Below are 26671 nucleotides of genomic sequence, written 5' to 3'. Positions count from 1 at the left end.
CTGGAAATTGAAGAAGTCAGATCATGGAAAAGATAATCCCGGCGCTGGTGTTTCAAGGCGAAACGAATGAATGTGGACTGGCCTGCATCGCCATGATGGCGGAAACGCAGGGCATCAGTGCGCCATTGGAAAGCCTGCGTGAGCGCTATCCTGCCTCGCAGCATGGCACCTCGTTGGCCACACTGTGCGACATCATGGCCGAGCTGGCGATGCCCGCCTATCCCGTTGCCTTCGAGCACGGTGAACTGGCGGAAATACCGCTGCCCGCCATTTTGCATTATGGGGCGAGCCATTATGTGGTGTTGGCCTACCGTAAAGGTAATCACGTTTGCGTGATGAACCCAGGCATTGGCCAGCAACTGTTGCCTATTGATGCGCTAAAAATGGAAATCAGCGGTTATGCGTTGGTACTGGACAGTGAAGCCCAGCCTGACCCTCAGGCGTTGGCCAATGTTAAGCCCAGTAAACGCTTCAGTGCGTCCGATACCATGAGCCTGAAAGAAACCGCGCGTATCCCCGGTATTTACCGGCTGATGATACTGGCGTTTCTGATCTCTTTAACGCTGTTTATCATGCCGACGATGGTCAGCAGCGCCATCAATCAGGTTTTTTCCAGCGTAGGTGAAACCGACTTCCCTTACTTCTACTTCCTGTTGGCATTTGTCGTTTCGACCACGCTGGCCTTCGGCGTGCGTTGGATCACCGAGCGCTTTATCAAACGCTTTGTGGTGATCAACAGCGTGGCTGGATTCTCGCGCTTGCTCAGCAATTCGCTGAACTTCTTTGATAAACGCGCACCGGGCGAAGTCTTCAGCCGTTTTTCCAACTGGCAGATGGCGTCGGGGACTAAAATCGAACTGGATAACGGCCTGCGTACCGATTGGATCATCGGCGCTATCGCACTGGCGGTGATGTGCTACATGAGCCCGCTGCTGGCCATGGTGTCTGGTGTGGGGGTCACCCTGATGGGGTTGGTCAGCGTTTGGGCCATCTATCGTGACCGTTTCTACACCCAGCAGTTGCAGGTAAAAACCGCCGAGCAGAGCGACTTTATCCTGGAGAGTATTCAAGGATTCTCCACCATCAAGTCCGCCGGGTTGGACAGCCAGCGTAAAGGGATGTTCGCCAAGTTTGCTCTGGCGCTGTTTACCTGTCGCCAACAGCAGAAGATGTACGAGCAGGTCAAAAGCAGTCTGTATCAGTTGATCGGTAGCCTGGAGATGGTGTTCTTTATGTTGCTGGCGCTGCCGTTGCTGAAAAACGGCACTATCACGCTGGGTGAGTTCTTTGCCTACAGTTTTGTGCGTGAAATCTTCACCTCTTATATCACCAAGATTTTCTACTCCGTCCTGCAAAAGAACCAACTGCACGTGATCGATACCCGCGCCAGAGACTTGTTCCCGTCGCGGTCTGAACAGGATAGGGCGGAGGATGCGCTACCTGCCCCCATCCCTAAATTCACTTCGCAGTTACGTTATAAAAATATCGCCTTTGCCTATGACGCCCAGCAACCGGTATTGCACGACCTTTCCCTGTCGCTCAAACCGGGGAAAAGCATTGCCATTGTGGGTGAGTCGGGTGCGGGAAAAAGCACCTTGCTGAAGGTGATGACCGGCCTGATGACACCCCAGCAGGGGCAGGTGATTGTTGATGGCCAGCCGCTCGATTATCAGCAGGTGCACGCGTTGTTCTTCCTGCAAAGCCAGGAGGACATCTTGTTCAATGCCTCGGTGCTGCAAAATATCACCCTGTTTGATGAGAGGTTTGATGAGCGCAAACATCGGCAGGTCGAGCGCTCCCTTGCAGGGCTGAATCTGAGCTTGGTGATAGAAAAACTGCCGGGGGGGTTGAATGCCCTGATCCGCGAAAGCCATGCAGGGCTATCTCTTGGGCAACGCCAGCGTCTGCTGCTGGCGCGAGCTATGTACAGCGATCGTCCGGTGTTGGTGCTCGATGAGCCTACGGCCAACCTGGATGAGGAAACGGCGCACCAGGTGATGACCACCTTGCTGGCACATTGCCGCGAGCAGCATAAAACGTTGATCACCGTGACGCACAGCGAAAGCGTATTACCGATGTTCGATCGGGTATACCGCGTGAGTAACGGCCATGTGGTGAGCGTTGCCACGGAGCTTGAAGCGCCAGCGGCGTTAACCACGGCGATGAGTTAATGAAGTTGCAAATATTTGGCATGGATAAACGCAGGCTAGTGCCGATTGCCTTGCTGTGTCAGGTGGTGTTGATCGGCACGATCGCCTGGTTCATCGTTGGGCCTACGCAGAATAATACCGATGACATCGAAGAGATCGCCCGTGGCGATATCGAGAAAACCGTGTTGGCCACCGGTATCCTCAAACCAGCGCTGCAGGTCAGCGTCGGTGCGCAGGTTAACGGACAATTGCAAAAGCTGTATGTGAAGCAGGGCGAGCGCGTCACCCGAGGGCAACTGCTGGCGGAAATCGATCCGACCTTGCAACAGAATGAGTTGCGTAAATCGGAGGCTGCCTTGCAAAGCGCTCAGGCGCAGAAGCAGGTCACCCAGGCAACGCTCAAGCAGTATCAGCAGGAGTTGAAGCGTCAGATGAAGCTGGATCGCGATGGTTCAGGCGTGAAAAGCGATCTGGAGAAGGCGCAGGCGCAGTACCAAACCCAGCTTGCCCAGTTGAAGGTCAACGATGCGCAGATCGTTCAGGCGCAGATGGAGCAGCAAACCGCGAAAGCCAATCTGGGCTTCACCCGCATCGTCGCGCCGATCGACGGTGAAGTGCTGGGGATCGTCACTAAAGAAGGGCAGACCATCGTGTCGTCACAAACCGTCCCGACCATTCTGGTGTTGGCGGATGTGGACACCATGACGGTGCACACCCGTATTTCGGAGACCGATATCCTGAAGGTGCGCGTGGGGCAACCGCTGTGGTTCTACGTTGTTGCCGATCCAAAACAGCGCTACGACAGCGTGATGGGTTCGATCCAGGAAGCCCCGAACGAAGCCTTGCAGGAAGGCAACTCGTCAGGTTCTGCCAATCAGCAAGCCTCGGCGGTGTATTACAGCGGCGTGTTTGCCATTGCCAACAGCAAACGTCTGTTGCGCACCTCGATGACCGCCCAGGTCTTTATTATCACCGAACAGGTGAAAAATGCCCTGCGCGTGCCGGTGGCCGCCTTTGGTGAACAGCAGGGTAAAGATCGTTATCAGGTACAGGTGATGAACGGTAAACAGCTTGAATCACGCTGGATCCGCATCGGTCTGAACGACCGCCAGTTTGCCGAAGTGAAAGAGGGGCTGAAAGAGGGCGATCGCGTAGTGTTGGTGCAGCATTCAGCCGGGAGTGCTAGCAATGGTTAAGTCATCCGCTCCCTTGATCGCACTGCGCGGCATCTCCCGGCATTTTGTCTCCGGGTTGCAGACCGTGGCGGTACTGAAAAATATCACCCTCTCCATTCAGCGTGGCGAAATGGTGGCGATTATCGGCGCGTCTGGCTCGGGGAAATCCACGCTGATGAATATCATCGGCTGCCTGGACAAGCCCACACAGGGCGAGATGCAAATCAAAGGTATCTCCACCCAACTCGCCAGCAGTGAGCAGTTGGCCCAGTTACGCAGCCAGTACATCGGGTTTATTTTCCAGCGTTATCACTTGATGCCTTATCTGAGTGCTGCCGAAAACGTCGCCATTCCCGCCCTGTATACCGCGATGCCTGCGGCAGAACGCCAGACGCGGGCCGAATACCTGCTTACCCGGCTTGGGTTGCAGCACCGGATGGATTACAAACCGGCACAACTCTCCGGTGGGCAACAGCAGCGCGTCAGTATTGCGCGGGCGTTGATGAACGGGGCGGAAATTATTCTGGCCGATGAGCCGACCGGTGCGCTCGACCGTGCCAGTGGCCAGGAACTGATGGGGATCCTGCACTCGCTGCACCGTTCGGGGCATACCATCATTATCGTCACCCACGATCGGGACGTGGCCAATCAGGCGCAGCGCATCATCGAAATCAGCGACGGCGAGATCGTGGCCGACCAGCGTAATGAGGTGCTAGCCCTACAGGAAACCAAACCTGCGCTGCCGGTTGCCGCGGCTACCGGGCGCAACCCGTTTTGGCCGAGCGTGCAAGAGGCGGTCAAGATGGCCTGGCGTGCGTTGCTGGGGCACCGAGCAAGGGCCTTTTTGTCGATGTTGGGCATCATTATCGGTGTCTCTTCAGTGGTGTCGTCAATGGCGGTGGGTGAGGGCGCTCGGCAAAATATACTCAATGAAATTAGCCAATTGGGCACCAGCACGTTAGATGTTCGCCCCGGCCTGGGGTGGGATAAACCGCGTCCGGACCTCGCCCGCTCGCTGACGGTGGCTGATGTTGAGCTGTTGGAGCACCAGTCTTTTGTCGACAGCGTGTCGCCGGTGGTCAGCAATACCGTGGCCGCAGTGCGCGGTGGCAAAGAGGCGATGGCTTCGATTTCCGGTATCAGCAACGCCTATTTTCGTGTGCAGGGCCTGAATTTCCTTTCCGGCAACGGCTTTACCCGGCGCGATCTGGATGAGCGTGAGCCGGTGGTGATCATCGATCCGGAATTACGCGACACACTGTTTGAGCCGGATGAAGTGGCTGAGGGCGGGATCGTTCAGCTTGCGGGTACGCCTTACCGGGTGATCGGCGTTGCCGAACGTAAAGGCGGTAAATACAGCGGCATGATGTTGGGTGCCTGGATGCCTTATACCGCGGTGCTGGAGCGCATGTCCGGCGATATGCCGATCGAGTCGATTATGCTGCGTGTGCACGAAGGGACTTCGCTTATCGAAGCACAGGGGCGCGTCGAACGGCTGTTGGAACAGATGCACGGCCGGCGCGACTTTTTCACCCAGACCAATGACCAGATGACCAAGGCCATCCGTAAAGCCTCGGATTCCATGACGCTGCTGATCACCGCCATTGCCGGGATTTCTCTGCTGGTGGGTGGGGTTGGCGTGATGAACATCATGCTGGTGTCGGTCACCGAACGCACCCATGAGATCGGCATACGCCTTTCGGTCGGTGCGCGGCCCGCAGACATCATGCGTCAGTTCCTGATTGAGGCGATGGTGATCTGCTCGTTGGGCGGGTTGATCGGCATTATTGGCTCCGGGCTGGCCGGGGTGATTTTCTCCCTGGTGACGCAGGAGTTCACCATGATTTTTACCTGGCCGCCGCTGGTGCTGGCCTGTGGGTTCTCGGCGTTGATCGGCCTGGGTTTTGGTTTTTTCCCGGCGCGCAACGCGGCGCGTCTGCATCCCACGGAGGCGTTGGCGCGCGAATGATGAAGAGCAAACTCCCTCTACTACTGTTGCCCCTGCTGCTGAGCGGTTGTGGCTCGTTGACGAAAAGCGACTATCAGCGGCCAATGCTGTCAGTACCTGCCGAGTGGCGGATGCAGCAGACCGGGAGCGATTTTCTGCAACACACCGAGCATTGGTGGGATAACTTCGACGATCCGCAGCTCTCCGTGCTGATTGGGCGGGTGCTGACCAGCAACAACGATCTGGCCATTGCCGGGCTGCAACTCCAGCAGGCGAGGTTGGCGGCTGGGCTGAAGAATACCAACCTGACGCCAACCGCGACGGCAAACGGCGGGGTCAGTAATAGCAAGAATCTACGCCAGAATACGAACTCCACAGAGTCTTACAGCAGTGGGCTGGAGCTAAGCTATGAATTGGATTTGTGGGGCAAACTGGCGCGAACCAGGGAGCAGGCGCAGTGGCAGGCTGAGGCCAAGGAACAGGATCGGCAAAACACCGCGCTGACGCTCATCGGCAATACGGCGCAGTATTATTGGCAGATCGCCAACCTTAATCAGCAAATCAAGCAACAGCAGGCGGGGCTGGAAATTGGCCAGCAGACGCTGGCGATGGTGCAATCCCGTTATGACGCTGGTGCCGCCGGGCAACTCGACCTGCAACAGGCGCAGCAATCGCTGATTAATCGTGAGAACACTCACCGCACGCTGCAACAACAGCGGGAAGAGAACCGTAATGCGCTGGCGATCCTGTTCAACCGTTCGCCCACCGATCGTCAGGCCGAACGCCCTTCCCTGGATATCAATCAGGAAGTGCCGGTAGCGAGCGCTTTGCCGGTAGTCGTCATTGCTCGTCGGCCTGATGTGCAGGCGGCAGAAAAGAACTTGCGTGCTGCGCTGGCAGGGTCGGATGTGGAGCGCTTGAACTTCTATCCTACGCTTTCGCTGAGTGCTTCACTCAATGCGGGCAGCACGATTTTCCAGCAGTGGTTCAGTAACCCGAGCAGAAGCTTGGGGAGCAGTGTTGCTTTACCCTTCCTGAACTGGAATACCGTGCAACTGACCATCGAAATAGCCGATTTGGACGTCAAGCAGGCGGCGATCACTTTCCGCAGCCAGGTCTACAACGCGTTGGCCGACGTGGATAACGCCATGTCGCAACGGCTTAGCTATCAACAGCAAAAAATCAATCAACAACGCAACCTGCGGCTTGGTCAGCAGCGTTTGGCGCTGGCCAGCAGCCAGTATCAGGCCGGTGCGGTCTCTTTCCAGACCTTGCTGGAGGCCGAGGATGCGTTATTGACCATTGAAAGCAATTTGTCAGATCTGCAGTACAACTACCTCAATGCCACCATGAAGCTGTGGCTGGCGTTGGGCGGCGGTGTGGCAAAAGACGGTGATATAACAGGATGAGATCATGAATAAAGATGCTTTGCCACGTCGCGTGGTGGTTACAGGCTATGGTGCGGTCACGCCATTAGGGATGAATACAGAGCAAAGCTGGGCGGCGATGATGGATTACCGCTTGGGTTATCGCTATTACGATAAATCTGCCGTGGGGATCCAGTCGCATTTTTTGGGGGTGATAGACGACGAACCTGACTTGAAAGGGGTGCCTGCCGCGATCCGCCGCCGTTTGCCACGCTTTGCCCGGTTAGCCTTGGGGGCGGCCCGCGAAGCAATGGAGATGGCTTTCCATGGGGAAAGCCCGGCGGCCTATTACGATCTGCTGGAGTGCGGCACCATCATCGGCAGCGGCTGGGCGGGCCAGGATGAAATACAAAACAATCATGAGGATTTTTTGCGTGCAGGACTGGGTTCACCCTTTGGCTGTTTCCTGTCCATGCCGAATGTCGCGACGGCCGCCTGTAGCCTGTTCTGGGGCCTGCGCGGCTATCAGAATAGCCCGATTGCGGCCTGCGCCACCGGAACGATCGCCATTGGCGATGCGTTTGAGGTGATCCGCAGTGGCCGTGCCTCGATGATGCTGGCCGGGGCAGGGGAATCGTTAAGCAGCGACACTGCCGTCTGGAATATCGATGTGCTGCGTGCTTTGACGAGTGAGCAGGACGATATCAGCAAGGCCTGTTGCCCATTCAGCCTCGATCGCAACGGCTTTGTCCTTTCCGAAGGTGCTGCCGTGTTGTGCCTGGAAGAGCGCGAAGCCGCACTGGCACGTGGGGCAACCATCCTGGGGGAAATCAAGGGCTACGGCAATTACTCTGATGCCTTCGACTTTACCGCCCCGGCGGAAGACAAGATTGCCCGGGTGACAACCATCCAGCACGCCTTGCGGCAGGCCGGGGTGACGGCGGAGGAGATTGACTATATCAATGCGCACGGCACCTCTACGCCCCTCAACGATCTGAATGAAACCCAGGCGATCAAGCTGGCCTTCGGCGAGGCGGCTTATAGCACGCCGCTTTCCAGCACCAAGTCTTACTCCGGGCATCTGATTGCGGCGGCCGGCAGCTTTGAATCCATCATCTGCCTGCAAGCGTTGCAGCATCAACTGATGCCCGCCACCTGTCACCTGAAAAATGCCGATCCGGAGTGCGATCTGGACTACGTCAGCGAAGGGCACCGCCCGGCCCGGTTACAGAACATCTTGAATCTGAGCTTCGGCTTCGGCGGCGCTAACGCGGCGTTGGTTATCGGGCGGGCATGAGCATGATCTTCAACTACACCTTGGGCGATGCCGAGGAGTGGGCCGCCTTTTCCGGCGACTACAACCCGATCCACTTTGATCTGCAACACGTACGTAAAATGGGAGCCGATCAACTGAGCGTCCATGGGATGCGTGCGATGCTGGATATGAAACGTCATCTGAGTGCGGTGTTGCTTGCGACTCCGTTGGAGCATGACTTTTATGTTTTCAGCACCCGCATGCGCCGACCGGTGCTGTGCCAGACGCCGTATCACTTGCAGATAGCGGGTAACGGCAAGCAGATCACCGGTGAATTGCGGGATTGCGCCACGCAGGAAAGCTGCTTCAGCAGCAAGCTGGCCCCGGCCAGGTCACTAGACTTGGTGGCTTGCGATCACGAGCATGCGCTGACCGTTAACGAGGTGATGGCACTCTGCCAGCCGTTCCCGGGGCAGGCATCGGAGATCACCCAGGCGTGGAGTTTCTTTGACGCCCTGCTGTTCCAACTGCTGGTGAAATCCCCGGAAACCTTGGCGGCGCTGACGACGGCGCTGCCGGAGCTGCAGGCCACCACGCTGATTGAGGTGTTTGCCCTGAGCCCAGTGGTACAGACACATCATGAGACTCACTTCAGCGCCCGATTATTCAACCCAGAAACGCTTTTTGCACCCGAAGATCGGCTGTACTACTGCATTCAGCCGATGCTGATCATCGGAAACAAAAGCAGTGGATTGGTGTTACGCACGGTGATCGAGGCCAGAACGCAGTGGCATCCGCTGCTCGCGACTTCCATCACCTTGAAAACATGGCCAATGGCCGATCATTAACATAGGGATATAACCATGGAAAACTACCAACAGGTTTACGATACCGTCACGGAAATGATTTGTGATGCCAAAGATCTCGAGAGGGCCGATCTGGCACCAGAGATGCCCCTGCATCAGTTGAAGCTGGACAGCCTGGACTATGTGGAGCTGATGGTATTGGCCAAACGCGAGTTCGGGGCAACGCTCACCGCAGAAATGTTCATCAATCAGCCGACTATGACGCTGGGTGAACTCTGTCAAAACCTGGCCGATGCGCAAAAGTAATCCCATGACTAAACAATGGGTGTTGGTGACCGGTGGGAGCCGGGGGATTGGCCGCGCATTGGTGGAAGAACTGGCCAAGCAATGGAACGTGGTGTTCACCTGCCGTCACGCTCAGTCAGCCAGCACGGCGGTGATTGAAGCCTGCTCGGGTTTGCCGGGTTGGGTGGAAAGCTGCGTCTGTGACGGCAGTGACGAGCAGGCGGTGAACGTTGTGGCTCCGCCGTTGCTGGCACGCCTCGGTGCACCTTTTGCGGTGATCCATAACGCCGGGATCACGCTGGATGATTTGCATATCCAGCAAACCGGTGAGCGCTGGCGGCAGGTGATCGACACCAACCTGAACGCCATCTTCTACTGGAACCACCACCTGCTGCCCGCCATGATGGCGCAGGGGGAGGGGGCGATGGTGCTGATGTCTTCGGTGACGGGCATCAAGGGCAACACCGGGCAAACGGCCTATGGGGCCAGTAAGGCGGCGATGATCGGCATGGGGAAATCTCTGGCGCTGGAAGTGGCCCTTTTTGGTATCCGGGTAAACTGCCTGCTGCCCGGGATTATCGAAAGCGAGATGACGCAGGCCATTCCGCCGGAGGCGCTGAAGGCGCTGCGCAAGCAGATTCCTCTGCGCCGCCTGGGCAAAGCCAGCGAGGTGGCGCGTACCACCGCGTTTCTTATCGGTGATGACAGCCGTTATATGACGGGCCAGAGCCTGATCCTTGACGGAGGTTTTACCGTCTGAACGCGTTAATACCTCCTGTATTATGTTGGGGCACTGTCTATCGGTGCCCTTTTTTATTGCCGTACATTCCCGCGAATATATTCAGGTCCGTTTGATTTTCAACCCACTCATATACGTATTTTCCGATAGATATGCCTCTTTGTATAGCTTTGGCTTATGTTTATCATTTATTTTATGTGTTTTTATTTTGGGATTATTCTCTAATGGAACCGCTGTAGGAAGCCTCTCTACTCAACGTCCCATTTGGCTGTTGGAGATGGGTGTTATTCAATTTTTCATCAGGGTGTTTATATTTTGTATTTATTGCATTCATCCTGTTGTTATTATGTTGCATAATTTAACCTTGATTTTTTATTAACCTACAGCTGAACTGAACTACTGATTTTAATCTCATTGTTGGCTAAGTTGCGTTAGATCATAAGCAATTAGCATTGTTCCATGACCAGGCTGTTTCGTGATTACTTATCGGCTATACTCCACTTAGGATCCAGGATGTTATCCGAAGGTAGGGGGCTAATGCTCCTGAGCGTTGTTGTGGAAATAAAAGGGAGGAAAAATCCACATACTTTTGGTGAAAAGTCAAAGAGGTATTATGACCAGTCGTAAACATTTAACGCCTTCCGAAGTGGAAAAACTGCTAGAGGCAACGCTGAAAGGCAAGAATCCAGAACGTGACTACTGTTTGATTTATATGTGTTTTATCCATGGTTGCCGCGTGAGTGAAATCAATAGCTGGCGGCTATCAGATATCGATCTTGAAGGTGGCAATATTTATATTCATCGATTGAAAAACGGCTTCTCAACGGTTCATCCTTTGTATGTGCGCGAGCGGAAGTGTTTACAGCGTTGGATGGCCAAGAGAAAACATTATCGTGGTGCGGATAGCGAGTGGTTGTTTCTTTCTAACCGGGGATCTCGTTTATCACGTCAACGTATTTATTGGCTAATTCGTAATTACAGTGAGGCGGCCAATCTGGAGGTCAATGCACATCCCCATATGCTGCGTCATGGCTGCGGTTTTGCCTTGGCGGACCGGGGAATTGATACGCGTTTGATTCAGGATTTTCTTGGCCATAGGAATATTCAGAATACGGTGTTATATACGGCAAGTAATGCCAGAAGGTTTAAGGAAGTATGGTGATTGAAGTATGAGGAAATATGTCTAATGAGTCACTTTGAACTAAATTGCAACATACTCTAAGGATACTCAAAAATAATGTCAACACTAACTATTCAATAATCCACCTTGATTGACAAATGCATTAAATAACAACGATTTAAATAATTCCTGCCCTAAAAAAATCCCATCCAGCCTTAAGTGTTTTCTTACTTAAACACCTATAAAAAGCCAAGTGCAAAACCTGCCTGTTTTATATCCAGTTAATAATTCTTTTATTATTCAATTTGTCAGAATATTAAGCTGAGCATTATTTGTTATAAGGCCATCCTTGGCACGTTAAACCAAAGGAGTCACTTTAGTTCAAAATGAATCGTTTGGCTGGAAAGGTATTACTGCCCTATCGCTATTTGCGGAGGCGGCTTTCAGTCGATGAACTAAATAAAAAGGAATGACATAGGGTTATGTCAAAAATAAACAAATGCGCGCATTCGAAGTGCATTATTTAAAAGGAAAAGTAGTATATGAACAAGAATCTGCTCGCCGTGGCTGTACTGGCTGCCTCCGCGTTCTCTACCGCTGCGTTCGCTGCAGACGGCAAAGTAAACTTCTCTGGTGAGATCATCGATCAAGCTTGTACCGTGCATTCTGACTCAGAAAACCAGACCGTTACTTTGGGTAAAGTGTATGTCGGCGCATTCAAAGGTGGCGCTGGCGTAACTGCTGCCTCTAAGGATTTCTCCCTGATCCTGCAAAACTGCCCAGATACGGTTACAGCGGCGACAGTGCGTTTTGATGGTATCCAGGTCGCAGGTAACGATGCCGTTCTGGCGCTGACCGAAGAGCCGGGTGTGGCCACGGGTGTTGGTGTTCAGATTGCTGACAACAACAACAAAGTGATTAACCTGCACACGGATTCAAGCGTTTACCCGTTGAGCAGCACCGATGATAACGTGCTCGGGTTTGTTGCACGTTACTACGCGACTTCAGCCACCGTAACTGCTGGCAAGGCTAATGCAGTGAGCAACTTTACCATTATCTATCAGTAAGTTTTATCCGCTCGGCTGATACGGGCGGTATAAGGCTGGTCAGGGGAGCGAAAGTCACCCCCTGGCCTTTCTCTCAATGGGCGAAGTGGTGAATAAGAAATGAAAGTCTGGCGGAGCACAATAGTCGCAGCGCTGTTACTAACCTTTGGTGCGCAGGTACAGGCGGGCATTATTGTCGGCGGAACGCGCCTGGTTTATGACGGTGGTAAAAAAGAAGCCTCCCTGGGGATCAATAACCCGGATAAGGTGCCCTATCTCATCCAATCCTGGGTTGATACAAACGAAGGGGACACCTCCAAGGCGCCATTTATCATTACCCCCCCTTTATTCCGTTTGGATGGTGAGCAGAATAATATCCTACGCGTAGTGCGTGCCGGGGGGAATTTGCCGACCGATAAAGAATCTCTCTATTGGCTGAACATCAAATCTATTCCTTCAGCCAAGAAGCAGGAAAACAGTTTACAAATTGCGGTCAAGACGCGTATCAAGCTGATTTATCGCCCTCAGGGGTTACCCGGTACGTTAGAGGATGCTGCCAAGACACTGACCTGGCAGCGTAGCGGTAACGCGGTTCAGGTGACCAATGCATCGCCCTACTTTATCACTCTGTTCTCAGTCAAGGTTAATGGTAGTCCGCTGAAAAATGTCAGCATGGTTGCGCCGAAATCCAGTGCACGCTTCGAGTTACCCGACGGTAGCTCTGGTGGGGCATTGAGCTGGGAAGTTATTAACGATTACGGCGGTATTACTAAACCGTTCATCGGGAATATATAAGGCATTCACCAGATTAAATACAGCTAATCCCTGCACAGGTAGTTCAGGGAAGGGACGCGGCTTGCCGGAATTTACTGGCGCGGCTGATAAATGGAGTTAAATGGATGAAAAACCCGAAGCGTATAGGCTCGCGCGGATTTAACCGTACCCCGTTGGCGTGGTTGATCTCATGTCAGGTTGCCATGTTAATGGGAATGTCCGGTAGCGCACAGGCCCGCGATTACTTTAACCCGGCACTGCTGGAGCTTGATAATCCGTCTCAGAGAGGGGCCGATCTGACGGTTTTTGAAGATGGTCGGACTCAGGCCCCAGGTACGTACCGGGTTGATATCTATCTGAATGGGGGGATGATCGATACCCAAGATCTTGATTTCTCCCTGCAGCGGAGCCCGGCAGGTGAGGACAGCCTGCAGCCTTGCTTAAGCAGCGATATGCTGGAGGCAATGGGCGTGAAGATCGCTTCCTTCCCCGCTATTCCGGCCTCTGGGCAGTGCGTTAATCTGGCGCAGATCATTCCTCAGGCATCGGCCTCGTTCCGTTTTAATCAACAGCGGCTGGATATCAGTATTCCCCAGGCGGCATTGAACTCGACCGTGCGTGGCTATGTTTCGCCAGACCAATGGGATCAGGGAATACCGGCGCTGTTGGTTAACTATAACTTTAGCGGTGCCAACAGCTGGGCACGAAGCAGTAACAGCTCGGACAGCAATAGCTATTATCTCAACCTGCGTTCAGGGGTCAACCTCGGCGCCTGGCGTCTGCGTAACTACTCAACCTGGAATCGTGACTCTGATGGCGAAAGCCACTGGGATTCCATCAATACCTATTTACAACGCGACATCGTGGCGCTGAAGAGCCAGTTGATACTGGGTGACAGCTCCTCTCAAAGTGAGGTGTTTGACAGCGTGCCTTTTCGTGGTGGTCAGTTAGCCTCGGATGATGACATGCTGCCAGAGAGTTTGAGGGGTTATGCGCCGACGGTACGCGGTATTGCCCGCAGTAACGCTCAGGTCACCGTTCGCCAGAACGGCTATGTCATTTATCAGAGCTATGTGCCGCCAGGGGCCTTTGAAATCAGCGATCTCTACCCGACGGCGGGCAGCGGCGATCTGCAAGTGAGCATTAAAGAGAGCGATGGCAGCGAGCAAAGGCTAGTGGTGCCGTTTGCTTCCGTCCCGGTGTTACAGCGGCAAGGGCGTTTCAAATATAGCCTGACCAGCGGCCAATATCGTTCATCCAACAGTAACGTGGATGATACGCTGTTTACTCAAGGCACGGCGATCTACGGCTTGCCGAGGGGCGCCACCCTCTACGGCGGCGTGCAGGCCGCCAGCAAATATCAGGCACTGGCTTTCGGCTGGGGGCAAAACATGGGGGTTATCGGCGCGTTTTCTACCGATGTTACCCAGGCTTGGTCTAAACCTGAATTTGCTGCCAAAGAGCGTGGCCAATCGTGGCGTATGCGTTACGGCAAGAACTTTGTCGAAACGGGTACCAGCTTCACCTTGGCCAGCTATCGTTACTCGACGGCGGGGTTCTATACCCTGCAGGAAACGTTAAATACCTATACCGGCGGCAAAACTTCACAAAGTCAGAATCACAAGAAGAGTCGTGCTGAACTGTCGATGAGCCAGGCGCTATGGGAAGGTGCAGGTTCACTGTCGCTCAGTCTGTACAACGAGGATTACTGGAACGATCGGCGCCGTAACCAGTCGGTAAGCGTTGGCTATAACAATAGCTGGAACAGCATCAGCTATGGCCTGAACTATACCTTCAGCAGAGATGGTTATGACAGCAGCGGCGAACGCGTCAACTACGACGACCATATTCTCGCCTTCAATATCAGCATGCCATTGGGCGGAAGGCTGTCTGACAGCTATGCAAGTTACAACCTGAATACCAGCCGCAAAGGTAACACCAGTAACTCAGTCGGCCTTAATGGTACCGCATTACCCAGTAATAACCTGAGCTATAACGTCAGCCAGGGCTACACCAGCCAGGGAGTCGGGGCTTACGGCAATAGCAGCCTTGGCTATCGTGGCGGCTTGGGCAGAGTCAATGTGGGGTATGGCTATAACCGTTCCGATCAACGCCTCAACTACGGGGTACAGGGCGGGATCCTCTTGCACGAAGACGGCTTGACACTCTCGCAACAGATGAATGAGACGGCGGTGCTGGTGAAAGCACCGGGAGCCAAGGGTGTCAATATAGCCAACCAATCAGGGGTGACTACCGACTGGCGTGGCTATGCCGTAGTGCCTTATGCCACGGTATATCGCAAAAACAATATTGCGATAAACACCACTACTCTGCCGGATGATGTCGATATGACGATAACCAGTCAGACGGTGATCCCAACCCGTGGTGCCATAGTGCGTGCCGAGTTCAAACCTAATATCGGTCAACGGGTATTGATGACCCTGTTGAGGCAGGGCGGTGCGCCAGTACCGTTCGGTGCCACCGTAACCGATAGCAATGGGGGAGATAACGGCAGCATCGTCGGTGACGGTGGTCAGGTGTTCCTCTCAGGGATGGCTGGTAGTGGCAAGTTGCTGGTCAAATGGGGCAACGCCGCGTCGCAACAATGCCAAGTGTCTTACAGTGTGCCGGAGCAAAAAGATAGCGCCGGGATCCGTCTGATGAATGGCCAATGTTTATAAAGGCTTTAATGATGAATAAATGGAAATCGTTAGTGCATTATTCAGCAATCGGGGGAGTTATCGCCTTAGGGTTGGGGATCCTGCCGTCGGCGCAGGCAGCCATCGGGCAGTGCGAACCTGCAGGTTCGACTATGGGTTATCACTTTACCTTTAATCAGCTGTTCGACCATCCGGATAAGAACACGGCTGGCAAGACTTTTTATGAGGTGAATAAGGCCGAAAATGTGTGGCAGAACGAGGGGGACGGGTATCTGGTCAACTGCGACTGCGGTAGTGAAACTCGGATGAAAGAGTCGTTTATTATGGCTGTCCCTAGGGGGGCGCCTCTGCCGGATGGGGATGGTAGCAGGCAGTTCTATTCATTGAGCGGTAGCGATGATTTTTCTGCAGCTATGGACGTGTATATTGCCGGTGCCGTCAATAAATATTTCCCTGTGCCTTTCCCCGGCAACGGATGGAGGGGGAACGGTTTTTTTAACCGGCCTCAGGATTGTAAGGGCGTACTCTATGATAGTGGTGCACAAGGCTTGGTTCATCTCTATTTCAGACAGGCGGTCATTGGCACCTCGACAATAACCCATTCTCCCTTGTTGGATGTCTATATTAATTCGGATCCCAATGTAGGCCGGGGGAACAGGCCAACGGCGTCAGTGAGCATGAGCGGTAAGATCACCGTGCCGCAAAAATGCGAACTTAAAAACCCAATGATTACCGTGCCCTTTGGCAGCATTATGTCCACCGATTTTAAAGATAAAGGCCAAAAGCCAAGTACCGTCCAGATACATGAAGAAACCCTGTATCTGGAGTGCACCAACCTATCGACACGCGCAAAAATCAGCTTGCTGTTTGAGGGGGAGGTGAATCCTCATGATCCTACTGCCCTGAAGACCACCACCACTAATGGTTCGGTGACGTCGGATAATGATGATATTGCGATCAGAATTGAAGAAAAACGTGGCGGAAATACCCAGGTTATTTCGCCTGGGGACAAACTGTCTATGGAAATGAATGGCTTGGGTAATATCGATAGTGATAGTCAGACGACATTGAACATCTACCCTATCAGCACGACCGGCAAAGCACCGAAAGTTGGAGACTTTGAGGCAACCGCGACTATTACGGTAAAAATGGAATAATCCCGTTTGCATCGGAAAGCTCGGACTTTCTGCGAAAGTAAGTTTAATTAAAATGGAGAAGGATATTTATTATGGATATGAAAGCAATTTTTAAAACGACTGCATTGTGCCTGGCTCTCGGTGGTATGGGGATCAGTTGCTCGGCTTCGGCGGTCGATGCACGCATAAAGATTACCGGTACGGTTAAAGCTTCGCCGTGTACGGTCGATGCCGTGGGGGGCGATGTCAATGTCGATCTGGGGGAAGTTAAGGCACATACTCTGACCGCGGGGGCGGGGAGCGATTGGGAGAGTTTCAGCCTGGATCTGAGTGATTGCCCCGTTTCAACCACTGACGTTACTGCGACATTCACCGGTACGGCAGCGGATGAAAGCGCGGATTTGTATAAGAACGCCGCGGCCAATCCTGCCGGTGCTGTGCAGATTGAAATGGTTGATGGGAGTACATCAGGAGCTAATCGCCGGTTGGGCAGCGGCAGTGATATGACCGTGCTTGTCGATCACTCCACCAACAAGGCGAGCTTCCCGCTGAAGGCGCGCGCTTTTAGCACTAACGGTGGGGCAACCCCAGGCAGTATTGAGGGGGTTGTGCAGGTGGCTCTTACCTATCAGTAATCACCAGTAATACCCTCTAGCCATAAGAAAACCTGGCCCCATTTTTTTATGGCCGCTTTAGCTTTACCTGTGTCTGTTGAGTTAATTGCCTGGGGCTTATTAATTTTTGATAGCTGGCTATATTTTCAATGTGTTGTTTGATCAATAAAAATAAGAAGAGATAACCCTCATATATATGAGAGGGAATGACATTTTTGCACACCAATTTATCAAGGAAGTAAAAAAGGGTATTTAGCAGAAATGGGAGGTTCAATATGACAATGGTTCATACTTATCAGAGAGGGAGTGCGCATTCCCCCAGCCCTAATGGGTTAAAAGGGGACGGTGTGATTGTAATGGAATCTTGCCCCATCACTGCACTTGGAATGCGTAATATTTTGGCCCAGTCCTGTGGCCTGACGGACGAGGTACAACGGGTCAGTAATCTGGAGCAAATCCCTGGATTGATGCGCCACCGCCCGGCCCGGCTGTTGATTATGGAACTGTGTGGTGAAGAAGAGTCGGTTCTGGATGGTTTAAGGCTGATTGCACAGTGCCTGGAGCATTGGCCAGCCACGGCGATGATTGTGTGTACCGCTCTTGACGATCCTCGGGTGCTGCAATTGCTGACCGCGTCAGGCATCAAAGGGCTGGTGCTCAAACAGGAGCCTGGAGTTGCGCTGGCGCAATGCGTAAAGCAGGTCTTGTCGGGGTGTCGCAGCTATAGCCATAAGGTGCGGCAATTGTTGAGCAGTCAGTCTGCTATTGGCAAAGCCTTGACGTCCCGTGAACTGGATGTGCTGACACACCTGTTTTCAGGCAAAAGCGTGACCACCGCGGCGTTGATGATGCACCGTGATGTCCGCACCGTTAGCACCCACAAGCGTAATGCGATGCACAAGCTGGGCTTTCAGAATGATGGTGAACTTTATTTGCAAGGCAAGTGGATGGCAAAGACCGGCCCGGTGTTTGCCCGCTAACCTTTGATATCGCTATGCACTTATTCTCTGGATGGAATCAACGAGATATTTATACAGGAGTCGTCTATGCAACCGTTGTCACAAAAGCCGCTTGGCTTGGCATTAATGGATCGCAGCCCACTCACACTTACTGGGCTGTCTTGCTTTATTGGCACGCTTAACGTCGCCAATGAGATTATCGTGCAGGAAACCAGCATGGCTGCGGTTGCCGAAAGGTTGCTGTACCAACCTGTCGATATTCTCATCACCGAACTCAATGGCCTGAATGAAACCATCGCGCAGTGCCGTGAAGTTCTACTGAATTTGTGTGCGCAGCAGCCTGAGTTACGGGTCATTGTTTACACCCGCAGCCAGACAGGCGAGGATCTGTGCAAGCTGCTTGATGTGGCCAATATCAGCGTGGTGTCCCGTGGGGATGAATTGCCACTGGTCGGAGAGTTCTTTCACCGGGTATTTAACGGTGAGCGCGTATTGAGTCCATTGATCGGCTCTTACCTGGCGCGTAGCGATCCTGAAGATGTTTCAAGCCTGCATCATCTGACCCGCTGCGAAAATGATGTTCTGTCGTTCTTGTTCAACGGGATGAGCCTGCGGGAAATTGCTGAACTGCAACAACGCAGCATCAAGACCATCAGCGCGCACAAATGTAATGCCATGCGCAAACTACAGGTTAAAAACGACAGCGAACTGTTCTCGTTGAGAAAAAACATTAGCCAGCAGTTTGCCTGTGATTGATGGCTGGAAATCGCTTGATGCCCCGCCGTGCTGTCATCAAGTATGGCGGGGCATACCGCAGAGCTGACGGAACGGTACCTCGATCATCCAGTTACTGAGCCGCTATCCATGGATATTCTGACCGGCGATCTCCAAGCGGCCAAATCACGGCAGTATCAAGATGATCGTGCCGCCAAGCTTGGCTTATGGCAATAAAGGTCAGCCCCTGATATCCCATCGTGATCGACTATGATATATAACGTTAGAATATTGGCTGTTACACAGCTAGCTACACCCGCGAAGTAAAAAATGCGGTGCCAGTGTTAATCGGTGGCCTGCGTTGGGTTAAATATGTATTACCCGAAAGCGTTCAACATTGCTGGCAGTATAAATAACGGTGTTTTGAATGTTGCGATGGCCCAGGTAATCTTGAATGAGTCTGGTGTCTATCCCTCTATCTGCCAGGGCATAGCCGCAGGAATGGCGTAGCATATGGGGATGGACCTGGACGTCGATACCGGCTAATTCACCGTAGGACTTTATTAATCGGTAAAGCTGTTGGCGTGAAATTTGCCCACCGTGGCGAGAAAGAAACAACCAGGGGCTATCAGGTTCCAGGTAGCCCGGGCGCTTTGCCAGCCAGCGGCTCAGCGCGATACGCTCACGGATTTGAATAGGATGCTGGACCGAAAAACCGTTCTTTAGGCGGGATACGTGTAAGCGGTTGGTAGCCAGGTCAATATCCTCCAGCCGCAGTCCCCGTAGTTCGCTGACGCGTAATCCATGAATAAAGCACATCAACAGCATACAACGATCGCGGCAACCGTTGACGCCGTCCGGGACGGCGGAGATCATTCTCTCAATTTCAATATGGCTGAGATATTTGCGTTTTGTCATTCTCTTATCCCTAAGTTAAATAAAGCAAATATGACGGATGGTATATTCATTTAAACATTGAATACCCTTATCAGCAAACAAAATAGCAGTGTTACTGCGGGGTTAATCCTACAGCATTATCTTATTACTAGGGTTGAAGGGGGGTTAACGGTTATTTATTAAGAAAAAATCAACTCACTTGATCATCAGGAAGCCCTGTTGGATAGGTTTGGAAACCGTATATTTAGAAATGATTTATCTAATCTAACCGGTTAGCTGTTTATCTAAAGCGACTTGAACATCTTTGGGTTTATGCCTATTTTTGAGATTTTTATTATTGCGTTAATAATGTTTTTTAGCCCGATAAGCAGCTGCTAGCCCTCTATTTTCTTTAGTCATCGCCCCGCGTTTGGCCTGCACGGCCAGGCCAGGGGCATCATCTGCTCACCCAACAAAATGAGAATTGTTATTGATATCACGCTTTCGCCAACTACAATGCCCGCCAGTGCATGATTTTTGAATAGGGTTTCTGATGGAGTTGTTACGGGTGGTGTTCCAGCAGTATCGCTGGCCGTTTCTGGCGGTAATGGCGTTAACCATGGCCAGTGCGGCGTTGGGGATTGGCATCATTGCATTTATTAACGTGCAACTGATGGGCGCGGCGGGTAACCCGCTAGTGGTGTTGCCGCAGTTTCTCGGCCTGTTGGCCCTATTGATGGCGGTGACGCTCGGCTCTCAGTTGGCGTTGACCTCGTTGGGGCACTATTTTGTTTACCGGCTGCGTGGCCAACTGGTGAAGCGAATATTGGATACCCATATTGAACGGTTGGAGCAGTTGGGTAGTGCCTCACTGCTGGCTAGCCTGTCGAGCGATATTCGCAATATCACCATTGCTTTTGTCCGCCTACCGGAGTTGGTTCAGGGGGTGATCCTGACCTTGGGATCGGCTGCCTATCTGGGCTGGTTGTCGCCTGCCATGCTGGGCGTGACAGCGATATGGGTGACGGTCACCATTTTGGGGAGTTGGTATCTGGTCTCGCGGGTTTATAGCCACCTGAGCAGCGTGCGCGAAGCGGAAGAGCGGCTCTATCTGCATTATCAAGCGGCGATCGATGGGCGTAAAGAGTTGGCGCTGAACCGCGATCGGGCAAAAATGCTATTCCAGCAGGCTTACCAGCCCGATGCCGGTGACTACCGTTACCATATTATCCGCGCAGATACTTTCCACCTTAGCGCCGTGAACTGGTCGAATATCATGATGCTGGGCGCCATCGGCCTGGTGTTCTATATGGCAAACAGCCTGGGCTGGGCGAATACCACGGTGGCGGCGACCTATTCCCTGACCTTATTGTTCCTGCGTACCCCCTTATTACAGGCGGTTGGGGCATTCCCGACGCTGATTGCGGCCGAAGTGGCCTTCAATAAAGTGAAGACGCTCAAACTGGCGGACTATGAGCCGGCATTTCCGGCTCCAAAGGCTCGCGCGTGGCAAACGCTGGAACTGCGCGACGTTGCATTCCACTATGCGGCGGGTGAACAGCAATCAGGGTTTGCGGTTGGGCCGATCAATTTGACGTTACGGCGTGGCGAACTGGTGTTCCTGATTGGCGGCAACGGTAGCGGTAAATCGACGCTGGCCATGCTGCTCACTGGGCTGTATGTGCCCGTTAGTGGGCAGATCCTGCTGGATGGTCAACCGATTACGGTTGCCGATCGTGAAGATTATCGCCGCCTGTTCTCTGCCATCTTTACGGATTTCCACCAGTTTCACCATCTGTTGGGGCCGCAAGGAGAACAACCGGACGCCGAACTGGTGGAAACCTGGTTGCAGCGCCTGAAGATGAAAAGCAAATTGGAGTTCGACGGTACGCGCGTCACTAATCCACAACTGTCGCAAGGGCAGCGCAAGCGCCTGGCCCTGTTGTTAGCGGTGGCTGAAAAGCGGGATATTTTACTGCTGGATGAGTGGGCGGCGGATCAGGATCCTCAGTTCCGCCGTACTTTCTACCGCGAGTTACTGCCGCAACTGCGCGAAATGGGAAAAACCGTGTTTGCTATCAGCCATGACGACCATTACTTTGAACATGCTGATCGCCTGCTGCAAATGCGAGATGGGCATCTGAGCGAACTGATTGGGGATGAGCGCCACCAGGCGAGCCGGGACTCCGTTAGCCAGCTTGATTGAATTGCTGAATTTGTCGGGGCGCTAATATTCGCCCCGACATGACGAGTCGGTTGAGGAATATCTGTCGTCCCATAGGCCTAGGCTTGTGGAGTGATTGTTTATACCGATAATCAAAATCGCCGCCAATGATTTACTCTGTGTCTAGGGGAAAACGGTACATGGCATTGCGCTCGTGGTACCGATTTCAATTGGCAACAGGGTAGCCAGGGGAGCAGGAACGCGCCGATGGACAATCAATCACTCATTCCCACCACAGAGGTTCTACTAGCGGAAACGCTAAGATTTCCGCCATCCTGGCAACTCAATGAGCGGCAACAGCGCTTTATCGAGGATCTTTGGCTGGGAGAAGATCATGCCATGCCTGGTTCAGCCGATAATCTTGCGACGCCCGGCCAAGATGCCGAACAGCATCTGTAGCAGCGTTAACCCTAGCAAAATCGTCAACGGCACCGTCCAGCCTTGGGTCAAATCATGCACCAGGCCAAACAAGGTCGGCCCCAGCGCGGCCAGCAGATAGCCGATGGATTGTGCCATCCCTGACAGCACCGTTGCCTGATGATGGTGCTGGCTGCGCAAGCCAAAGAAGGACAGCGCCAGCACCAGTGAACTCCCCGCCCCCAGCCCGGCAAATATCAGCCAGATAAGCGAGTGGGCAGGCAGCAACAGCAATCCGCCGACGCCAATAAAGATCAACAGCGAACTGACCAGTGCGATCCCCCGCTGGTCGCGTGCGCGTGGCAGTGCGAACACCATCACAAAGTTGGCGGCGATCGCCACGATCTGATAAACAAACAGCTCGAACCCCGCCTGCTGCGGTGAGGTGCCGTGGCTGGCGGCAAAGGCGCTGAACCAACCGATAATGGTGTAGAAGGTGATGGATTGCAGCCCCATGAACAGGGCCACCTGCCAACCCAGGGCGCTGCTCCAGGGGGAGCGAAAGGTTTCTGCGGCCACCGGCGTGCCGGTTCGGGGAACCGGGATGGGTTTGCGCTTCAGTTGGGGTAGCCAGATCGCCAGCGCGATAAACGCCGGCAGGCTCCAGCACAGCAGTGAAAAACGCCAGCCGTTATCGTTGAATGCCGCTAACGGCACCGCCATGCCGGAGGCGATAGCGGCCACCAGTGACATCACGGCCGCATAGGTACTGATCATCACCGCAGCCCGATGAGGAAAATCGCGTTTTACCAGTGTTGGTAGCACCACGTTGGCAAAGGCGATGGCAGCGCCGATCAACACCGTTCCCAACCACAGCATGCCATCCCACGGTTGTGAACGTAGCACGATCCCGGCGACCAGCAGCATTAGCGCCAGCCCGAGTGTGCGTTCAATCCCAATGTGTTTGGCCAGCGACGGCGTTAATGGCGATAACACCGCAAACAGGATCAGCGGCAGGGAATTGAGTAACCCGGCGGCGGTGGCAGAAAGCATCAGTTGGTGCTGGATCTGTTCCAGTAACGGGCCTACGCTGGTTAAAGGGGCGCGCAGGTTAGCTGCCACCAGCATGATGCCGGCCAGCAATAAGAAACGCGTCAAACGGCTGCGTTTAACAACACAATGTGCGGATGGTTCGGGTTGGGGCATGGGATCCTCGCATCAGGCATGCAGCCAATCATTACTGCATGACGAGATGCGTTGATTGACGTTAACGCTTACGTACTGGCAGGGCTGCCAGTATCTACGCGCCAGTTTAGGAAAGATCGCCTCGCCTGACAAGAGGTTAAGGAAACCGCACTTGGCACCCTCCAGGTGGCTTTGATCAACGCGAGGGAAATTATTGCTGGCAGCATTGCCCGCCATAACGGATAGTAACGGCAGTAAACTTATTGTGAGGAATCGCTATGTCTTCTTTCTACAGCCCCCGCCGTATCGTGCTTTACACCATCGCCGTGATCGTGATTTTGGTGATTGTCGGTCTGGTGACTCACCTGGGTGTCGGTTGGCTAAACTGAACCAATTAACAGTTTTGTGAAGTTGATCACCTAAGGAAAGAAAAGCCTTTTCGCTGCTGCCCGCCAAAGCCGCTTTCACTGTGCTATTTTTCACATACTCTTAACCTGCCGCCCTATCGGCCTGCGGCAGATTTCACTTTTCTCGCGCCCGCCGAGAAAATAGTTTCATTTCATTTCGATCCGAAAGCTTTTTACCCCCATTTGCTGCTAAAACTGCCCTGTAACCCCGATCACAATTTCATTGCTTTCGCTTTGTTGTAATACCGCCGCAGTAGAGCGAAAGCCATCATCTCCCGGCCATAACCGGAAACCTGAGGACCTATTGCTCATGCCAGTGAACACCGCTAAACGACGTGAACACATTATCGATCTGCTCTGCGAGCACGGAAGCGTGCGGGTGGAACAGCTCAGCAAACAGTTTGCCGTTTCCACGGTGACGATCCGCAACGATCTGCGCTTTCTGGAACGCAAAGGCTGTGCGCTGCGTGCCTATGGTGGGGCGATGCTCAACCAGCAGTTTGCCTTCGATCGCCCATTACACGACAAGGGGCGCTTGAACCGAGATGTGAAATCACAGATTGCCTGCCGAGCGGCAAGCTACGTGCGGGACGGTGATGCGCTGATCCTGGACTCCGGTTCCACCACGGCCCAGATCGTGCCCTGGTTGAAACCGCGCCGCGATCTGGTGGTGATGACCAATGCGCTGAACATTGCCTATGAGCTTTCAGGCTACGACGGGGTGGAAGTGATGGTGTTGGGGGGAAGCGTCCGGCAGAACTCCTATTCGCTCTATGGCCCGGCTGCCGAGCAGCAATTGCGCCAGTACCGCTTCGACAAACTGTTTCTGGGCGTCGACGGTTTCGATCTGGTTGCGGGGATCACTACGCCTCATCCCGGTGAGGCACACCTCAATCGTGTGATGTGCGAGGTGGCGCGCGAAATTATCGCGGTAGCGGATGCCAGCAAGTTTGGTCGCAAGAGCTTTTGCATGATCCGCGAAGTCGGGCAAATTCATCGGCTGATCACAGATAGCCGTCTTCCACAAGATTATCAGCAGGCGCTCAGCGATTTAGGCGTAGATGTGGTGATAGCCGATCGCGAATAGGGTGCCATCATGGGGGATTCATGCAGCAGTGGTTACAACTGGTAGCGCAGCACAAGGCCGGCCAGCCGGTGGGGATATTTTCCGTTTGTTCCGCGCATCCTTGGGTATTGCAGGCCGCCTTGCGGCAAGCAAAGGCACGTGGCACGCCGGTATTGATCGAGGCGACGTCAAACCAGGTTAACCAGTTTGGCGGCTACACCGGCCAGACCGCCGCACAGTTTCGTGATGCGCTGTGGCAGATGGCGGATGACATCGGGTTGCCAAGGAGCGCTATTTGGCTGGGGGGCGATCATCTTGGCCCTAACGCCTGGCAAGAGCGCCCGGCACAAGAGGCGATGGCGCTATCCGAAACCTTGATTGACGACTATGTGCGCGCCGGATTTCGCAAAATCCATCTCGACTGCTCCATGTCCTGCTCTGACGATCCCACCCCGTTGGGAGATGAAGTGGTGGCGCAGCGTGCGGCTCGCCTGTGCGCAGTGGCGGAACGAGCCTGGCAGCAAGCGGGTGGTGAAGCTCCGGTGTATGTGATCGGAACCGAAGTGCCAGTGCCGGGCGGTGCGCAGGAAACGCTGCAAGGCATCCAGGTGACTACGCCACAGGCAGTCTCCGTCACGTTAGAGGCGCACCGTCATGCCTGGCAGCAGGCAGAACTGAGCAGCGTATGGTCACGAGTGATCGCCTTGGTGGTGCAACCCGGCGTCGAGTTCGACCATCACAGCGTCGAACATTACCAACCGCAGGCGGCGCAGGCGTTGAGCCGCTTTATCGAACGCCAACCGGGGTTGCTGTATGAGGCCCACTCGACCGACTACCAGGCACCGAAGGCTTATTCGCAGCTGGTGCGTGACCATTTCGCCATTCTCAAAGTTGGCCCTGCGCTCACTTTTGCGCTGCGTGAGGCGCTGTTTGCCCTCGATCGTATCGAACGTGAATGGTTAGGGGAGCATCGTTCGGCCCAGCTGTGCGCCACGCTTGAACAGGTGATGCGCGAACAGCCGCAGCAGTGGAGCCGCTATTATCACGGCAGCCCGCATCAACAGTATCTGGATCGGCACTACAGCCTGAGCGATCGTGTGCGCTATTACTGGCCGCAGCCACAGGTCCAGCAGGCCGTGGATGCGCTGATGGACAATCTACGGAGCAATCCAATCCCGCTGGCCTTACTCAGCCAGTATTTACCCGATCAGGCACGGGCCTTGAATGCCGGCGAGCTGAGCCAGGATCCGCAAGATTGGGTGATCCACAAAATTACCCAGGTGCTCGACGACTACCACTCAGCCTGTTACCCGGAGGTGCGCTGATATGCCCAATATTCTGATGACCCGTATCGATAATCGCCTGGTGCATGGCCAGGTAGGGGTGACCTGGACCAACACGCTGGGAGCCAATCTGGTGGTAGTGGCCAACGATGACGCCGCCGCCGATCCGGTACAGCAAAACCTGATGGACATGGTGGTGGCGGAAGGCGTGCAGACTCGGTACTTCACCCTGCAAAAAACCATCGACGTGATCCATAAGGCGGCGGATCGGCAAAAGATTTTTCTGGTGTGCAAAACGCCGCAGGACGCATTGAAACTGGTGCAGGGCGGAGTGCCCATCACTTTTGTCAACGTTGGCAATATGCACTTCGCCGCAGGGAAACGGCAAATCCACAAAACGGTCTCGGTGGATGACGATGATATTGCCGCCTTTCGTGAGCTGGCGGCGTTGGGCGTAGCCTGCGAGGTGCGCCGAGTGCCGGATGAAGCCGGTGAAGCGATAGGCAAACTGCTCGCTTGAGCGCA

Annotated in this window: 22 protein-coding genes; 20 read left to right on the top strand and 2 right to left on the bottom strand. The window is 53.8% G+C overall.

Annotated elements, in window-relative coordinates; genetic code table 11:
• Positions 1–23 precede the first annotated feature (23 nt).
• The 16 genes from N6G83_RS38895 to N6G83_RS38820 all read left to right on the top strand — a co-directional run bounded on the left by N6G83_RS38895 (position 24) and on the right by N6G83_RS38820 (position 18790).
• Complete coding sequence (locus N6G83_RS38895; protein ID WP_211136036.1) at positions 24–2171, top strand: peptidase domain-containing ABC transporter; 2148 nt, start codon at positions 24–26, stop codon at positions 2169–2171.
• Positions 2171–3346, top strand: coding sequence for an efflux RND transporter periplasmic adaptor subunit (locus N6G83_RS38890; protein ID WP_211136037.1), 1176 nt, complete (start codon positions 2171–2173; stop codon positions 3344–3346). Before N6G83_RS38895 ends, N6G83_RS38890 begins: the two co-directional genes overlap by 1 nt.
• Positions 3339–5294, top strand: coding sequence for an ABC transporter permease (locus N6G83_RS38885; protein ID WP_211136038.1), 1956 nt, complete (start codon positions 3339–3341; stop codon positions 5292–5294). Before N6G83_RS38890 ends, N6G83_RS38885 begins: the two co-directional genes overlap by 8 nt.
• Positions 5291–6682 (top strand): efflux transporter outer membrane subunit, encoded by a 1392-nt coding sequence (locus N6G83_RS38880; RefSeq protein ID WP_409529734.1) that lies wholly within the window; start codon positions 5291–5293, stop codon positions 6680–6682. Before N6G83_RS38885 ends, N6G83_RS38880 begins: the two co-directional genes overlap by 4 nt.
• Before the next feature lie 4 nt (positions 6683–6686).
• Entirely contained in the window at positions 6687–7937 is a 1251-nt protein-coding gene (locus tag N6G83_RS38875; RefSeq protein ID WP_024531053.1) for a beta-ketoacyl-[acyl-carrier-protein] synthase family protein, read from the top strand.
• The gene (locus N6G83_RS38870) at positions 7934–8743 is read left to right on the top strand and encodes a MaoC/PaaZ C-terminal domain-containing protein (protein WP_211136039.1); all 810 of its coding nucleotides are present in this window, start codon (positions 7934–7936) and stop codon (positions 8741–8743) included. The genes N6G83_RS38875 and N6G83_RS38870 overlap by 4 nt, the downstream gene beginning before the upstream one ends.
• Before the next feature lie 15 nt (positions 8744–8758).
• Entirely contained in the window at positions 8759–9007 is a 249-nt protein-coding gene (locus N6G83_RS38865; RefSeq protein WP_199061473.1) for an acyl carrier protein, read from the top strand.
• Between the two features lie 4 nt (positions 9008–9011).
• Complete coding sequence (locus N6G83_RS38860) at positions 9012–9746, top strand: SDR family oxidoreductase (protein WP_260524123.1); 735 nt, start codon at positions 9012–9014, stop codon at positions 9744–9746.
• A gap of 592 nt (positions 9747–10338) precedes the next feature.
• On the top strand, positions 10339–10887 hold the full coding sequence (locus tag N6G83_RS38855) for a tyrosine-type DNA invertase (RefSeq protein WP_021179836.1): 549 nt from the start codon (positions 10339–10341) through the stop codon (positions 10885–10887).
• Positions 10888–11387: 500 nt separating this feature from the next.
• On the top strand, positions 11388–11912 hold the full coding sequence (locus N6G83_RS38850) for a fimbrial protein (RefSeq protein ID WP_074031379.1): 525 nt from the start codon (positions 11388–11390) through the stop codon (positions 11910–11912).
• A 99-nt stretch (positions 11913–12011) separates the two neighbouring features.
• Complete coding sequence (locus N6G83_RS38845; RefSeq protein WP_199061468.1) at positions 12012–12686, top strand: molecular chaperone; 675 nt, start codon at positions 12012–12014, stop codon at positions 12684–12686.
• A 104-nt stretch (positions 12687–12790) separates the two neighbouring features.
• A complete protein-coding gene (locus tag N6G83_RS38840) occupies positions 12791–15346 on the top strand; it encodes a fimbria/pilus outer membrane usher protein (RefSeq protein WP_199061466.1) in 2556 nt (851 codons plus the stop codon).
• Positions 15337–16482 (top strand): fimbrial protein, encoded by a 1146-nt coding sequence (locus N6G83_RS38835; RefSeq protein ID WP_024529448.1) that lies wholly within the window; start codon positions 15337–15339, stop codon positions 16480–16482. The genes N6G83_RS38840 and N6G83_RS38835 overlap by 10 nt, the downstream gene beginning before the upstream one ends.
• 71 nt (positions 16483–16553) lie before the next feature.
• Positions 16554–17096, top strand: a complete 543-nt coding sequence (locus N6G83_RS38830) for a fimbrial protein (protein WP_051372386.1) — start codon at positions 16554–16556, stop codon at positions 17094–17096.
• A gap of 365 nt (positions 17097–17461) precedes the next feature.
• Positions 17462–18055, top strand: a complete 594-nt coding sequence (locus N6G83_RS38825) for a response regulator transcription factor (protein ID WP_233169409.1) — start codon at positions 17462–17464, stop codon at positions 18053–18055.
• Positions 18056–18121: 66 nt separating this feature from the next.
• Positions 18122–18790 (top strand): response regulator transcription factor, encoded by a 669-nt coding sequence (locus N6G83_RS38820; RefSeq protein WP_074031376.1) that lies wholly within the window; start codon positions 18122–18124, stop codon positions 18788–18790.
• 324 nt (positions 18791–19114) lie between these two features.
• Here N6G83_RS38820 and N6G83_RS38815 read toward each other — a convergent pair whose 3' ends face one another.
• Positions 19115–19666, bottom strand: coding sequence for a tyrosine-type DNA invertase (locus N6G83_RS38815; protein ID WP_024529452.1), 552 nt, complete (start codon positions 19664–19666; stop codon positions 19115–19117).
• A gap of 511 nt (positions 19667–20177) precedes the next feature.
• On the opposite strand from N6G83_RS38815, the gene N6G83_RS38810 reads away from it, so the two are divergent.
• Positions 20178–21830 carry a multidrug ABC transporter permease/ATP-binding protein gene (locus tag N6G83_RS38810; RefSeq protein ID WP_211134349.1) on the top strand — a complete coding sequence of 551 codons (1653 nt, stop codon included), beginning with the start codon at positions 20178–20180 and terminating at the stop codon, positions 21828–21830.
• Positions 21831–22196: 366 nt separating this feature from the next.
• On the opposite strand, the gene N6G83_RS38805 is transcribed toward N6G83_RS38810, so the two are convergent.
• The gene (locus N6G83_RS38805) at positions 22197–23411 is read right to left on the bottom strand and encodes an MFS transporter (RefSeq protein WP_260524122.1); all 1215 of its coding nucleotides are present in this window, start codon (positions 23409–23411) and stop codon (positions 22197–22199) included.
• A gap of 696 nt (positions 23412–24107) precedes the next feature.
• Here N6G83_RS38805 and agaR point away from each other — a divergent pair.
• The 3 genes from agaR to agaV are packed head-to-tail and all read left to right on the top strand — an operon-like array spanning position 24108 to position 26666.
• Positions 24108–24884, top strand: coding sequence for a transcriptional repressor AgaR (gene agaR / locus N6G83_RS38800; RefSeq protein WP_037375671.1), 777 nt, complete (start codon positions 24108–24110; stop codon positions 24882–24884).
• Positions 24885–24904: 20 nt separating this feature from the next.
• Positions 24905–26188, top strand: a complete 1284-nt coding sequence (locus N6G83_RS38795; protein ID WP_211134351.1) for a D-tagatose-bisphosphate aldolase, class II, non-catalytic subunit — start codon at positions 24905–24907, stop codon at positions 26186–26188.
• A gap of 1 nt (position 26189) precedes the next feature.
• On the top strand, positions 26190–26666 hold the full coding sequence (gene agaV / locus N6G83_RS38790) for a PTS N-acetylgalactosamine transporter subunit IIB (protein WP_211134352.1): 477 nt from the start codon (positions 26190–26192) through the stop codon (positions 26664–26666).
• Positions 26667–26671 lie beyond the last annotated feature (5 nt).

It is taken from the genome of Serratia sp. PL7, assembly GCF_945957435.1.
The sequence above is the reverse complement of the archived record's forward strand: the minus strand, read 5'-3'. Positions and strand labels throughout refer to the sequence as shown.

What these genes read in the sequence shown, in the direction of transcription:
- N6G83_RS38855 (WP_021179836.1), top strand. Translation starts at nt 10,339, where the DNA reads ATGACCAGTCGTAAACATTTAACGCCTTCCGAAGTGGAAAAACTGCTA.
- N6G83_RS38845 (WP_199061468.1), top strand. Translation starts at nt 12,012, where the DNA reads ATGAAAGTCTGGCGGAGCACAATAGTCGCAGCGCTGTTACTAACCTTT.
- agaR (WP_037375671.1), top strand. Translation starts at nt 24,108, where the DNA reads ATGCCAGTGAACACCGCTAAACGACGTGAACACATTATCGATCTGCTC.
- N6G83_RS38895 (WP_211136036.1), top strand. Translation starts at nt 24, where the DNA reads ATGGAAAAGATAATCCCGGCGCTGGTGTTTCAAGGCGAAACGAATGAA.
- N6G83_RS38870 (WP_211136039.1), top strand. Translation starts at nt 7,934, where the DNA reads ATGAGCATGATCTTCAACTACACCTTGGGCGATGCCGAGGAGTGGGCC.
- N6G83_RS38875 (WP_024531053.1), top strand. Translation starts at nt 6,687, where the DNA reads ATGAATAAAGATGCTTTGCCACGTCGCGTGGTGGTTACAGGCTATGGT.
- N6G83_RS38820 (WP_074031376.1), top strand. Translation starts at nt 18,122, where the DNA reads ATGCAACCGTTGTCACAAAAGCCGCTTGGCTTGGCATTAATGGATCGC.
- N6G83_RS38865 (WP_199061473.1), top strand. Translation starts at nt 8,759, where the DNA reads ATGGAAAACTACCAACAGGTTTACGATACCGTCACGGAAATGATTTGT.
- N6G83_RS38890 (WP_211136037.1), top strand. Translation starts at nt 2,171, where the DNA reads ATGAAGTTGCAAATATTTGGCATGGATAAACGCAGGCTAGTGCCGATT.
- N6G83_RS38805 (WP_260524122.1), bottom strand. Translation starts at nt 23,411, where the DNA reads ATGCCCCAACCCGAACCATCCGCACATTGTGTTGTTAAACGCAGCCGT.
- N6G83_RS38810 (WP_211134349.1), top strand. Translation starts at nt 20,178, where the DNA reads ATGGAGTTGTTACGGGTGGTGTTCCAGCAGTATCGCTGGCCGTTTCTG.
- agaV (WP_211134352.1), top strand. Translation starts at nt 26,190, where the DNA reads ATGCCCAATATTCTGATGACCCGTATCGATAATCGCCTGGTGCATGGC.
- N6G83_RS38840 (WP_199061466.1), top strand. Translation starts at nt 12,791, where the DNA reads ATGAAAAACCCGAAGCGTATAGGCTCGCGCGGATTTAACCGTACCCCG.
- N6G83_RS38825 (WP_233169409.1), top strand. Translation starts at nt 17,462, where the DNA reads ATGCGTAATATTTTGGCCCAGTCCTGTGGCCTGACGGACGAGGTACAA.
- N6G83_RS38885 (WP_211136038.1), top strand. Translation starts at nt 3,339, where the DNA reads ATGGTTAAGTCATCCGCTCCCTTGATCGCACTGCGCGGCATCTCCCGG.
- N6G83_RS38860 (WP_260524123.1), top strand. Translation starts at nt 9,012, where the DNA reads ATGACTAAACAATGGGTGTTGGTGACCGGTGGGAGCCGGGGGATTGGC.
- N6G83_RS38795 (WP_211134351.1), top strand. Translation starts at nt 24,905, where the DNA reads ATGCAGCAGTGGTTACAACTGGTAGCGCAGCACAAGGCCGGCCAGCCG.
- N6G83_RS38850 (WP_074031379.1), top strand. Translation starts at nt 11,388, where the DNA reads ATGAACAAGAATCTGCTCGCCGTGGCTGTACTGGCTGCCTCCGCGTTC.
- N6G83_RS38815 (WP_024529452.1), bottom strand. Translation starts at nt 19,666, where the DNA reads ATGACAAAACGCAAATATCTCAGCCATATTGAAATTGAGAGAATGATC.
- N6G83_RS38830 (WP_051372386.1), top strand. Translation starts at nt 16,554, where the DNA reads ATGGATATGAAAGCAATTTTTAAAACGACTGCATTGTGCCTGGCTCTC.
- N6G83_RS38835 (WP_024529448.1), top strand. Translation starts at nt 15,337, where the DNA reads ATGTTTATAAAGGCTTTAATGATGAATAAATGGAAATCGTTAGTGCAT.
- N6G83_RS38880 (WP_409529734.1), top strand. Translation starts at nt 5,291, where the DNA reads ATGATGAAGAGCAAACTCCCTCTACTACTGTTGCCCCTGCTGCTGAGC.